The following is a 13,132-nucleotide window of genomic DNA, read 5'->3' on the forward strand; positions in this document are numbered from 1 at the left end:
TATTTATTTAAAAATTTACTTCTTATTATTATTCCCTGTCGGCAAATAATACATCAGGCTAAAACCTATCAAAAACAATATCAGGGAAGCTATAAAAGCCGGAATAAGAATTTCTTTATTATTATCTAAAGCGTTATTCAAAGAAGCATACAACAACCAAATCTGAATAGTTACATTCAGTATTAGTATAAAAATTAAGGTAGAAAGTATTGCATTCAGTTTATTCGGATTAGATTGATTCTGACTTCTTCTAAAATTACTCATACTGATATTTATTTTACTGATTTATCCTAATTTTTCTTCCTCAATTGCTGCCTTTACATAAATATCGTCTCCTTTAAAAAAAACATCTAATTTAGGTAATGCTCTTGGAGGCGGCCCGGCAATAACATCTCCCGTTTTAGCATCAAAAGAACCTTCGTGGCACGGGCAGTGAATTATACCAGTGCCTGGCTTATAAAAAACGGAACAAGAAAGATGAGTGCATTTCTGTTCGTATGCTTTAAACTCCCCGTTTTCCAGATGAATTAATATATAAGGAATTGTGCTTCCTTTTATAACGAAAGCCCTTGTTCCTCCTGATGGCACTTCGCCCTTTGTGCAAACAAAATGTTCTCCTGCCACTTCTTCTTTAGGGAAAAGATGAGTCTTAACTGCTACCAAACCGCTGCCAACCATCAATCCACCGGAAACTAAAGTCAGGAATTTAGCAAAATCCCGACGACTTACATTGGTGGCTTGTTGTTTCTCAATTGGAAAATCTTTCTTCCAGTTTTTATTTAAATTATCTTCTTTCGACATCAATTTATCCGCTAATAGATTATTAATTCGCTACTGCCTTTTGGCATCATAATATTAACTTTGGTATTCACTACTTCTTTCCCAAAAATAAAAGAATTTACCGGTGTACTATTTGGGCGCATTTCCTGGATTTCCTCTCTCGTCCCATAAAACAAAGCTCCACTTGGGCAGACTGTGGCACACATTGGCTTTTTACCTACACTGGTCCTGTCGTAACACATGGTACATTTCATCATCAAATCGTAATTCTCTTCTTTCTTTGGTACACCAAAAGGACAAGCCATTACACAATTAGAACATCCTATACAACGTTCTGTATTCGCTGTATGAACAATCCCGAATTCATCTTTTGATATGGCATCGGCAGGACAAACATTGGCACAAACAGGATCATCGCAATGCATACACACCTGTACTGTTGTTTGTACTGTTGTAGCACGATCGATGTAATTAACATGAATCATGGATTCCTGACCGTTAGTTTCGCATTCAGAACAAGCCAATTCACAGGCTTTACAGCCAATGCAGCGTTGCATATCTACAAAAAATTCTTCATTTTTATTGAAACTCGTATAGTTCATTTTTTATCAATTCTTAATAGATTAAACACTTGCATACGCCATTGATTCACTTGAAGGCGGTGCTATTTCATTGAGCGGTTCCAAATGGCAGGCACAGACCTTGAATTCAGGTATTTTAGAAATCGGATCTAATGTTCCCGGTGTCAATTGGTTTGCTGATTTTTTTCCGGACCAGTGATACGGAATAAATACAGTATCTTCTCTAATAGTTTCTACAATATTCGCAGGAAAGATCCCTTCTCCTCTTCTGGTTGAAACACAAATTAATTCTCTTTGTTTAATTCCGTATTGTTTAGCCAAATTCGGATGAATTTCCAATAGCGGTTCCGGATACTGATCTACTAATTTTCCAATTCTGCGTGTTTGTGTCCCACTTAAATATTGAGAAACCACGCGTCCCGTAGTTAAAATCACCGGATATTCGGCATCCGTTACTTCACCCGGAAGTTTGTATGGCGCCGGATTAAAATGAGCTTTTCCATCTGGTGTTTTAAATTTCCTGTCTTCCCATAAACGCGGGGTTCCAGGATGTCCTATTTCTGGACATGGCCAAAAAACCCCCATTTCGTCTTCAATTCTTTGGTAGGTAATTCCATAATAATCAGCAGTTCCTCCTTTGGAAGCAATACGCAATTCGTTAAAAATGGCTTCACTATTTTCATAAGTAAACTTATCTTTTACACCCAAACGTTTCGCTATTTCCAAAATAATCGAAGTATCTGTTCTTGCATCTCCCGGAGGCGTAACTGCCTGACGAATACGAATCACACGTCCCTCGGCAGAGGTAGTTGTACCTTCTTCTTCTTCCTGCAAAGAACCCGCTAAAATGATATCAGCATGGCGGGCAGTTTCGTTTAGGAAAAAGTCAATACAAACATAAAATTCCAGCTTTTCCAAAGCTTCCCGAACATAATTACTATTCGGCAAAGAAACTAACGGATTAAAACAAATAGACAATAATCCTTTGATTTCCCCACGATGAATGGCTTCAATTATTTCGTAAGCAGATAAACCTTTTCCTGGCAAATCTTTCTCATTAATACCCCAAACTTCTGAAATATATTTACGGTGTTCCGGATTTTCTATATCCCTGTTTCCGGGCAATTGGTCACATTTATGACCGTGTTCTCTGCCTCCCTGTCCGTTTCCTTGTCCTGTAATGGTTGCATATCCACAGTATGGCTTTCCAATTCTTCCTGTTGCCAAAACCAAGTTGATACATCCTAAAACGTTATCAACACCTTTAGAATGATGCTCTATTCCTCGGGCATGAAGCAAGAAACTGGTATTGGCTTTGCCCCATAACTCAGCTGCCTGTTGTATTTTTTCTTTCTTAATTCCTGTAATTTCTTCAGCCCATTCCAGCGTATTGTCTTTTACCGCATCTAACGTTTCCTGAAATCCGGAAGTGTGATTGTCAATAAAATCGTGATCGAGCATATCGTGATCCACCAAATATTTTAACATTGCACCATACAAAGCAGAATCCGTTCCTGGTCTCACATCTAAATAGAGATCAGCTGTTCTGGCCAATGGAATCATCCTTGGATCAATTACTATTAATTTGGCCCCTCTGTCTCTGGCTTTCCAAATCCAGTGTGTTAATGTTGGAAAGGTTTCACTGATATTGGCTCCGGCCACAATAATCACTTCGGCATATTCTAAATCTGAATAATTATTAGAGCCCCGGTCGAGACCAAATGCTTTTTTATTTCCCGCTCCTGCACTTACCATGCATAAACGTCCATTATAATCTAAATTTTTAGTTTTCAAAGCTACACGGGCAAACTTACCCATCAAATAACTTTTTTCATTAGTCAGCGAAACTCCGGAAAGAACTGAGAACGCATCGTTTCCATATTTCTCTTGAATTCTTTTAATTTCCGAAACCGTTTTACTCATTGCGTCATCCCAGGATGTTGGAACAAATCCTTGACCTTCCACCCTTTTTAATGGACTTAAAAGTCTGTCCGGATGGTTATTTTGTAAATAGCGCTGCACTCCTTTTGGACAAAGTCGGCCTTCATTGAAAGGAAATTCCATCCAGGGTTCAAAACCGACTACTTTGTTGTCTTTTACCGACAATTGAATACCACATTGCATTCCACAAAAACAACAATGTGTTTTTACCAATTCATCCGGTTCGTCCCTCCCTTCAAAACCTTCCTTGGGGCTATAATTTTTATGTGGCCCAAAATGTTTTATAATATTTTCTGCTGAAACAGGTAATTTTGCCATGTTTATCTCCTTTGTTTTTTAACTATCCAAATAAATTTCCTCCTGCCTGTCTTGCCTTCAAATGTGCCTGGGCCAAACGGGCTCTTTTTCCTTCGGGACTTAAATCCAGATGTGACCCTCCATCTTCCATTGAAAAGTCAAAACCCAATTTTTTAGTAACTATTTTAAGATCGTCAATATGAAGTTTGGTTGCAAATTCTTCTCCGGTATGTTTGCAGACTGCCATACCTTTCTTCTTTCCTACCTTATTATAAATGTGTGCACCAATTTGTGCCGGACGCTGAATAATGTGGAAAAACTTCCCAAACGGGATCCATATCAAAAACATAATTACTGTAACGGCATGAAGTACCGCCAGAAAGTCAAATGCAAACCCCTTCATGAATTGATACGAATATGTCAATCCCAATCCTGTAGCCGAAATAGCTATTAATAATATAAGAGGCAATAAATCACCTTCAAAAGTCTGAGTTGCAATCAAGCCCGGATTAGTCAGTCGTCTCCTTAAATAATACAATGAACCAAAAATCACCAAATAAGAAGACCAGTTTAATGCGTGAAATGTCAGGAATGCCATGATAGAATCCAATTTAAAGTCCATCACTTTAAATCCGAAAAAATGTGCTTCATAGACCGATATTGAATTGGGGGCCATAGTAAAATGAATCCATCCAAATGTAAGCGGAATTGTAATCAAGAAAGCTGATGTACAACCCAATGCTATCATAAAATGCGCCATCCAACGGTACTTCCCCCTTGGATAAATAAATTTTTGAAAAGCAATATTTTCTATAGATTCTTTAGAAGCAAACCAAAAATGAGAAAAAACTTTTCCTGTAAACAAGAAACAAATTCCTCTTTTAAAATAAATCCATGTAGGTGGTCTTTGCAGCCAAACGGTATAACGATAAACGATTCCAAAAAAAGCAAACACAGTTCCGAACAGATACGTAATCAGCGCCGCATCAAAATTTTGCAATTCCCTCGATCCATAAAATACCAAAACGATCATAAATACAGAAAGTATTGTAGCAATAAGTAATGCTTTTATATTGTATGTTCTATTTTTCATTTTAGGTTATATTAATACACGCTTATAATTATAAATCTACCCTATCAATTTTAATTAAAAAATCGAGATGGTATTTCTTCGGGAGTAAAATTAAATAAAAGAAAAACTAAGTAATACTACTTAAGTATATTTTTTCTAACACAATAAATGCTATTATGTTATAATATTTGGTAAATGCTAATTTACAATAATAAAAATCAAAAAACTTCATTCAACATGAGTATTTGAACAACATATCGTTACTTAATATTTTCCCGAAACTCGTTTTTATACTTAATCAGCGATTAGCTTATTCTTTTCTATCTATATCCTGGGCAAACTCAGGTAATTTTTCTCTTGTCATTTTTACAATTACGCGATGCATCCAAATCAGGCAAACTATTGATAGTATAAAAATAAAGAGCCAGGAACTTGTCCAGAAACCAGTAAAAGCAAGCAGGTATCCAAAAACTATCGGACCTGTAAATCCTCCTAAACCACCAATCATTCCGACCATTCCTCCTATTACCCCTACCTGATTTGGGAAATATTCAGGAATGTGTTTGTAAACTGCTGCCGAACCAATTCCCCAACAAGCCCCTATTAAAATTACCAAAACCAAATAGATCCACATATTTGCCTCAAAATGAATTTGAGTAATTCCGTCAGCAATCAATTCTTTTTTCTGTACTTTTTGATTTTCGGCAACTACTACTTCCTGCCACGTCGTTTTAGATGGAAAAAATTTACTAGACTCTACATTAGAATCTTTTTGATTTATCTGATATTCTCTTTTTCCAATAACAACTTTTGATGGTGACACCTGAGTTACCGTTCCTGCATTCCCAGCCAATAAACCACTCCCTGAAGTAGTAATATTCATTTTAGGAAACAATAATAAAAAACTCAACACCACTGAGGAGCTTAAAACCCAATACATTACTTTTCTGGCGCCAAACTTATCCGACAAAAATCCTCCAAAGGCTCGAATAATACCCGCCGGCAAACTAAAACAAGTAGTAAACAAGCCCCCAAAAATTAAAGTCGTGTGGTAAACATTCATAAAATTAGGCAGCAGCCATTGAGAAAATGATACAAAAGAACCAAACAGCAGAAAATAATAGGTTCCAAAACGCCATACTTGTACTTTTTTGAGTGGCTGCAAAAGTTCTTTAACCGATTTTGGTTTTGCGTCTATTTTTTTTGTTTTTGAAAAGAGAATAAAAACAACTCCCATAAGCAACAAGGCAGCACCATAAATTACCGGCAAATATTTCCAACCGTTTTCAGGATCTAATTCTGTAAAGTATTTCAACAAACTTGGTGCTATAAAAGGAGTAATTGAAGCCCCTGCAGTACCCATTCCGAAAATACCAAGTGCTCGTCCCTGCCATTCTTTCGGATACCAAAGCGATGTATAAGCTACACCAATGGCGAAACTTGTCCCTACCATTCCAAACAAAAAACTCAGGAAAGCAAACATCCAGAAATTAACCGCAAACGGCAGTAAAAACAAAGGAATTGAAGCCAGAATAAGCAAACCGGAATATACTACGCGGCCTCCAAATTTATCCGTTAAAATTCCCATTGGCAATCGCATGAGTGAACCGGTAAGTATCGGAATACCTAAAAGCCATCCTATCTGAACTACATTCCAGTCAAAAATTCCCTGATCTGCCAAAAATGTAACCAAAACCCCGTTTAAAGTCCAACAGGCAAAACAAACTGCGAAGGCAAGTGTATTTAAAAATAATATCCTGTGTGATTGTGATAAATTGCTCATAAATTTTAAAATTTAACTCAGTATAAAGATAGATACGTCCTGCGCCTTAAAACATGATATAAATCAGTTTGGTTTAAAAATCCCTAAAATGATTTATCAATTTACAAATTAGTTACTATACAAACACTGGATAACAAGCAAATTATTTGACCTTCAGATAAATAAATAATAAAATTTTGTTAAACCATTAAACCCTTCGTTTGATTTATTGTCTTACATCTATTAATCAAATAAAAAACAAATCATGAAAAAATTATTTATTGCAGCATTATTATTCGTTGGAATAGCAAGTTTCGCACAAGATGCGGATGTGGATCAAAAGCCGCCTCGTGAACAAAGAGAGCGATTAACCCCGGAACAACGAAACGAAAAACAGTTAAAAAAACTAACTTCTGATTTAAGCTTGGATACTAAACAACAAGAACAAGTAAAACAATTGTTGGCAGAAAGAAGCACTAAAGCTGAAAAATTTAGAGACGCCAGAAAAGAACAAAAAGAAAGTGGCACCAAACCTACTGCTGAACAAAAAGAAGCTTTCAAAAAAGAAATGATGGCAGAAAAGGATGCAAATGATGCCAAAATGAAAGGAATTCTAACTGCTGACCAATACACCAAATGGAAAGCAATTCAGGAAGAGAACAAAGACAAAATCAGAGAAAAAATGAAAGAACGCAGAAACGATAATTAATTTTAGTACATAAAAAAAGGAAGGAAAAAAGCCCTACCGTCTGGACACAAGTATAAAAAACAACACGAATTTCACGAATTTGCACAAATTTTAATGGGATAACCTACGTTTGTGAAATTAATTTCACAAATGAATTAGTGGCAATTTGTGAAATTCGTGTTCAAATTGAATTATAATATTTGTGTCCAGACGGTAGGGCTTTTTTTGTTTCTTCGGTATTCTCTATTTTGGATTAAGTATCAAATCTATTCTTTTGATACAATCTTCATAATGATATTTTGTTTCGGTATTTACAGCCATCACTTTTGCTGTTGAAAGTGATTTTTTCAACGTATTCAATTCACCACGTACTAAAGCCCTAAGATCTGACTGAGATACGTTATAATATATTGTCGATTTATCTACCGGCTTAATTTCTTCTGTCATCAGATATCCCATTCGATCAATATAAGCACGCTGCAGGTTTCTTCTGTAAATGGTTACATTAGCCGCTGTATTCGCTTCTTTCCAAATTCCTTTACGAGTATCTTTAAACAAATCTAAAGCTTTATACGTATCAGCTCCAAGTATTTCATTATCCATTAATCTGCCAATACGTCCTAAACTCAATAAACTGTTTAGGTGTCTAACCTGTAGACTTCTAAATATTTCTGTATACCCTGAAAAATTTGTATTTTTTAAAGTATTCATATTTACAATCCATGTCGGAGAAGCGAAAGCATTAGTCTGAAGCCAATTCATTGCTTCTATTTGTTTTGCTTTGGGAACCACTTCATAAACATTTCCAGGCTGGTTTGGGTTTTTAGTGTTCTCATAAACGCCTCCTACATTTGTCACTACATGTCCAACATATCGGCTCCAAACCTCTAATAATTCTTTATATAATTCATCTAAATCCTCATAATTATTACTAACACTGCTTGTCCATTCACTTAAATGATTAGCTACATATTCCAGATTTTTAAGTCCGTATGAACTTGCTTTCATAGAATTATTCCCAATATCTTCTGTTTGAGATGAAGGATCAAAAGCACTGCTTTGTTTCCCAAATTTATAAATTGGGTTTCCTGCTTTTTCCAGAATCCATTTATCTAATATGGGTAATTCGTCCTGCGCTGATTTTACATTCGGAATCACTCTGTAACCCCAATTTAATGCATAATGATCGTATGCGCCCATTTTACGGATAAAGCGAATATTTTTATCTCCCGGTTGTGCAATATAATTAAAACGGGCATAATCCATTATACTTGCTGAAATTCCGTTTTGCTGAGTAAATTCTCCATTTCTGTAGCTTTCTGTATCATAAGCACAGCTTGCCCCCATATTGTGCGGAAAACCTAATGCATGACCCACTTCGTGCGCAATTACCATTTGCATCATTTCGCCCATCTCCTCATCACTTGTCTGCAAAGTTCTTGCTGATGGATTTGATGCTCCGGTTTCTAACAAATATCTGTTTCTATACGAACGCAAATGATTGTGATACCAGATTACATCACTTTCTATAATTTCTCCGGTTCTGGGATCTGAAACACTTGGCCCGACAGCATTTCTTGTTGTACTCGCCACATAACGAATTACAGAATACCGAACATCTTCCGGACTAAAATCAGGATCTTGCTCTTTTGTTGGAGCATCTTTTGCAATTATTGCATTTTTAAATCCTGCTGTTTCAAATGGTTTTTGCCATTCTTCAATTCCCTGCTTAATATATTTTTTCAATTTTTCAGGAGTGGCAGGATCCAAATAATATACAATTGGTTTTATGGGTTCAACCAATTCTCCTCTGGCATACGCTTCAGGATCTTTAGGCTCTAATCTCCAACGGCGGATATAGGTTTTAAGGTCTGATTTTAATTCATTGCTTCCATAATCATACTGACTTAGCGTAAACCATCCTACTCTTGGATCTGCCAATCTTGGTTTCATCGGAATTTCAGGCAATAAAATCATTGATTGATTCATCTGAATACTTATCGATTCGGTTTCTTCCAGCATTGAAGGCTTTGAGGCATTATAAGTCATATCCTGAGTAACTTCGATATTCATCGGAAAACTTTTCATTGTATTAATAAAACTTCTGGAATCATCCAGTCCTTTTACTTTGTATGTTTCCCGCATTTCTGCAGATATTCCGCTGATCGCTTTTACATCTGTACTATAAAATTTAGTGACATCAATAACCGTATTTGCCGAATCTTTACTAAAAGCAGCAATATCAAAAGCAAATAATGTAGGCTCATAATTATTTGATTTAACCGAAATACTTATTGGTAAAGTATCATTTGCAACAGCATTATATGATTTTGATTTTATAAGAATCTTATCCTGAAAACGCTGCCAGACAATTAATTGTTCATTTGTTTCTGAACCCGCATTTACATATCCTCCACCCAAATTAGAAGGCAGTTTGGATAATCTGCTTACCAAAAGCATATCTTTATTTAAATATTTATTCGGAATCTCGAAATAATATTTTTTATCAACTTTATGTACTGTAAAAAGCCCATCATCAGAAACAGCATCTTTGGTAATTACTTTGCTGTACTCTTTAATTGTAGATTCTGGTTTTTTTTCCGGAGGAGCGGCCTCAGTTTCGCCTTTTTTGGATTTTTCTTTTTTAGATTGCGCAAATTGGCTTGCCGGAAACAGCAAAAAAACTGTTACTACAACAAAAATGTAAAATTTATTCATTTATCAACAAGATTAATAGTAATTTGATAAACAAAAATAAATTTTGACTCTAATCTTTCACGAAATCACATTTTATTTAACTTTTAATTAACTGTTAAAAATTAAAATCTAATTCATAAAATAAGGTTTAACTTTAATCAAAGCTAAACCTTATAGTTTATAATTTTGCAGTATTTTTAGTTTAAAACGTCTTTGAAACCTTATCAATAGCATTAATCGTAAAATCTAAATCCTCGTATGTTAATGCATCAGTAATAAACCAGGTCTCATATGCTGATGGCGCAATATAAATTCCTTCCTGCAATAATCCGTGAAAGAATTTCCTGAAGGTTTCATTATCCCCTTTTGCAGCAGTTTGAAAATCTGTAACAGGATTTGCATCAAAATGTACAGAAATCATTGAACCTACTCTATTAATGGTAAATACAACATTGTTTGCTTTTAGAACTCTGTCAATTCCTGCTTCTAAATAGGCTGTTTTTTCTTCTAAACGATCAAAAACAGCACGATCATTATTTAATGCTTGTAACATTGCCAACCCGGCAGCCATTGCCAACGGATTTCCTGATAATGTTCCGGCTTGATAAACCGGGCCTAGTGGTGCCAGATAATTCATAATTTCTGCACGTGCAGCAAAAGCGCCAACCGGTAATCCGCCGCCAATTACTTTTCCGAAAGTTACGATATCAGCATTAATATTAAACAATTCCTGAACTCCGCCGCGAGCCAAACGGAAACCTGTCATAACCTCATCAAAAATTAATAAAATTCTGTTTGCAGTACACAAATCTCTTAATCCTTGCAGGAAACCTTTTTGTGGCGGAATACAACCCATGTTTCCGGCAACCGGCTCAATAATAATAGCTGCAATTTCATTTTTATTGGCCTCGATTAAAGTCTTTACATTCTCTAAATCATTGTATTTTGCCAACAAAGTATCTTTTGCAGTTCCTTCTGTAACGCCCGGGCTATTTGGAGATCCAAAAGTTACGGCACCACTTCCGGCCTGAATCAAAAATGAATCAGAATGTCCGTGGTAACAACCTGCAAATTTTATAATTTTATCTCTTTTCGTAAATCCGCGAGCCAAACGAATGGCACTCATACAAGCCTCAGTTCCTGAATTTACAAAACGAATTTTATCTATATTCGGAACCATAGAAACTGCCAAAGCTGCAATTTCTGTTTCTAATTCAGTTGGCATTCCGAATGAAGTTCCCAGTTTTGCTTTTTCGATTACGGCATCAACAACCGGCTGATAGGCGTGACCCAAAACCATTGGACCCCATGAATTGATATAATCGATTAATTTATTTCCGTCTTCATCATACAAATAGGCTCCTTTAGCACTTTTTACAAAAATAGGAGTTCCTCCAACTGCTTTAAAAGCTCGTACTGGTGAATTTACCCCTCCCGGAATTACTTTTTCTGCTTCAGCAAAAAGCTGACTACTTCTTTTATAGATCATTATGATTTTAGATTTCTGAATTTAGATTTTAGATTATTTTAAACTGAAAACTGCGACTGAAAACTACTTAACTTTCAACTTCTGTCCTACTGAAAGCGCATTATCTGTAAGGTTGTTTTTTTGTTTTAAGTCATCAACCAATATGTTGAATTTTTTTGAAATCGAATACAATGTATCCCCTTTTTGAACTTCATATAAATCAGGATCGTTTGAACCGGAATTTGAAGATGAACTTCTGGCGGGAGCTGATTTATTAATTGCCGTATAAGTTTTCCCGGTAACCTGACAATCATATTGATGCAGATTATAACGTTCGATATAACTAATTAATTTATCCGGATAATTAGGATCTGTAGCATATCCAGCCGCTCTCAGTCCTTTTGCCCACGCTTTATAATCGTCTTTTTCGTAAGTAAATAAAGCTGCATATCTATTTTTTCCGACTAAAAATAAAGCGTGATCCCTATAAGATTCTGAAGCTTCATTATATTTCCTAAAACATTCCTGAGAGGAATCATCGTCATGACGAACGCTTTCTCCCAGCCAGTCTTTATGACATTTTATTCCGAAATGATTGTTTGCTTCTATTGCTAAATCCCCTCTTCCCGCTCCTGACTCTAAAATCCCCTGCGCCAGAATGATACTTGCCGGAATACCATATTTCTGCATATTACCCATTGCAATATCTTTGTATTGCAAAACGTAATTATTTATTAAATCACTAGTTACTACTGTTCTTGATGTGGATTGAATTACTTCGGTATTATTTGTAGTGGGATTTTTAGCAATTGGCTTAGAATACGTTCCTTTTTTAGTTGAAGCTACTCTGGGTTTCTGAACCGCCGCTGCCTTTCTGGTTGTTGCAATTGCAGGTTTGCCGGAAGAACAGCTTGCCAACGCTGCAATTATAAAAAGTATTGCTATTTTTTTAAACATTCGTTTTTAGTATTGGTAATTTCTTCTGCTTCAATTTTAAATTCATTCCTTCAATTCCCTGCAATCCGCCGGTATGAATGAGTAAAATTTTTGAATTTGCAGGAAAATAGTTTTTATGGATTAAATCTATAACGCCAAAAACCATCTTTCCTGTATAAATTGGGTCTAAAGGCACTTTATTTTCATCAAAAAAAGAATTAATAAATTCAATTAATTCCAAATTTATCTTGCCATATCCTCCAAAATGATAGTCAGAAATTAAATCCCAGTTATCTTTTTTTGCAAAAATACGAATTTCATCCTTTAAAAAATCACCTTTTAACGCCGGAAACCCTAAAATTTTCTGATTTGGAAAAGCACTATTTATCAATCCGGAAATAGTTCCACCTGTTCCTACAGCGCAGCAAACATAATTAAAGACAGTGTCTTCAGTAGTCAAAATTTCTTCACAGCCTTTTACTGCCAATTCATTTGTTCCGCCTTCGGGCACTAAATAAAAATCTCCAAACTTTTCTTTTAACTTTTCTAAAAAAGAAATTTCACTTTTAAGGCGATAATTCTCTCTGGAAACAAATTCAAATTTCATTCCATTTTCCTGAGCGAATTTCAGGGTTGGGTTTTCTTCAATTTTATCAAAAAGCTCTTCTCCGCGAATAACTCCAATTGTCTTAAAACCTTGTTCTTTTCCCGCATAAGCAACCGCTGCAATATGATTCGAAAAAGCACCGCCAAAAGTCAATAATACTTCTTTATTTTCGGCTTTCGCCTGAAGTAAATTATATTTTAGCTTTCTAAATTTATTCCCGGAAACAAACGGATGAATCAAGTCTTCGCGCTTTATTGTCAAAGAAATATCGTTAGGGAAATCGATATGAATTTGTTGGTTCAA

11 protein-coding genes are annotated in these 13,132 nt (G+C 35.6%); 1 reads left to right on the forward strand and 10 read right to left on the reverse strand.

The window, feature by feature from the left end; genetic code table 11:
• Positions 1-15: 15 nt before the first annotated feature.
• The 6 genes from PMI10_RS21875 to PMI10_RS09170 form a co-directional block, all read right to left on the reverse strand.
• Positions 16-264 carry a DUF6755 family protein gene (locus tag PMI10_RS21875; RefSeq protein WP_007806959.1) on the reverse strand — a complete coding sequence of 83 codons (249 nt, stop codon included), beginning with the start codon at positions 262-264 and terminating at the stop codon, positions 16-18.
• Between the two features lie 21 nt (positions 265-285).
• Entirely contained in the window at positions 286-801 is a 516-nt protein-coding gene (locus PMI10_RS09150) for a QcrA and Rieske domain-containing protein (protein WP_007806961.1), read from the reverse strand.
• Positions 802-812: 11 nt separating this feature from the next.
• Entirely contained in the window at positions 813-1,382 is a 570-nt protein-coding gene (locus tag PMI10_RS09155; protein ID WP_007806963.1) for a 4Fe-4S dicluster domain-containing protein, read from the reverse strand.
• Positions 1,383-1,403: 21 nt separating this feature from the next.
• Complete coding sequence (locus PMI10_RS09160; RefSeq protein WP_007806964.1) at positions 1,404-3,620, reverse strand: molybdopterin oxidoreductase family protein; 2,217 nt, start codon at positions 3,618-3,620, stop codon at positions 1,404-1,406.
• Between the two features lie 22 nt (positions 3,621-3,642).
• Entirely contained in the window at positions 3,643-4,692 is a 1,050-nt protein-coding gene (locus PMI10_RS09165; protein ID WP_007806966.1) for a hypothetical protein, read from the reverse strand.
• A 289-nt stretch (positions 4,693-4,981) separates the two neighbouring features.
• On the reverse strand, positions 4,982-6,454 hold the full coding sequence (locus tag PMI10_RS09170) for an MFS transporter (RefSeq protein WP_007806968.1): 1,473 nt from the start codon (positions 6,452-6,454) through the stop codon (positions 4,982-4,984).
• A gap of 244 nt (positions 6,455-6,698) precedes the next feature.
• On the opposite strand from PMI10_RS09170, the gene PMI10_RS09175 reads away from it, so the two are divergent.
• A complete protein-coding gene (locus PMI10_RS09175) occupies positions 6,699-7,142 on the forward strand; it encodes a hypothetical protein (protein ID WP_007806970.1) in 444 nt (147 codons plus the stop codon).
• Positions 7,143-7,364: 222 nt separating this feature from the next.
• On the opposite strand, the gene PMI10_RS09180 is transcribed toward PMI10_RS09175, so the two are convergent.
• The 4 genes from PMI10_RS09180 to PMI10_RS09195 all read right to left on the reverse strand — a co-directional run bounded on the left by PMI10_RS09180 (position 7,365) and on the right by PMI10_RS09195 (position 13,132).
• Entirely contained in the window at positions 7,365-9,839 is a 2,475-nt protein-coding gene (locus tag PMI10_RS09180) for a zinc-dependent metalloprotease (protein WP_007806972.1), read from the reverse strand.
• A gap of 181 nt (positions 9,840-10,020) precedes the next feature.
• On the reverse strand, positions 10,021-11,307 hold the full coding sequence (hemL, locus tag PMI10_RS09185) for a glutamate-1-semialdehyde 2,1-aminomutase (protein ID WP_007806974.1): 1,287 nt from the start codon (positions 11,305-11,307) through the stop codon (positions 10,021-10,023).
• A 63-nt stretch (positions 11,308-11,370) separates the two neighbouring features.
• Complete coding sequence (locus PMI10_RS09190; RefSeq protein WP_007806976.1) at positions 11,371-12,243, reverse strand: glucosaminidase domain-containing protein; 873 nt, start codon at positions 12,241-12,243, stop codon at positions 11,371-11,373.
• On the reverse strand, positions 12,236-13,132 hold the full coding sequence (locus PMI10_RS09195) for a 1-aminocyclopropane-1-carboxylate deaminase/D-cysteine desulfhydrase (protein ID WP_007806978.1): 897 nt from the start codon (positions 13,130-13,132) through the stop codon (positions 12,236-12,238). Before PMI10_RS09195 ends, PMI10_RS09190 begins: the two co-directional genes overlap by 8 nt.

The organism is Flavobacterium sp. CF136 (assembly GCF_000282055.1).
In the GTDB taxonomy this organism is placed as follows: domain Bacteria; phylum Bacteroidota; class Bacteroidia; order Flavobacteriales; family Flavobacteriaceae; genus Flavobacterium.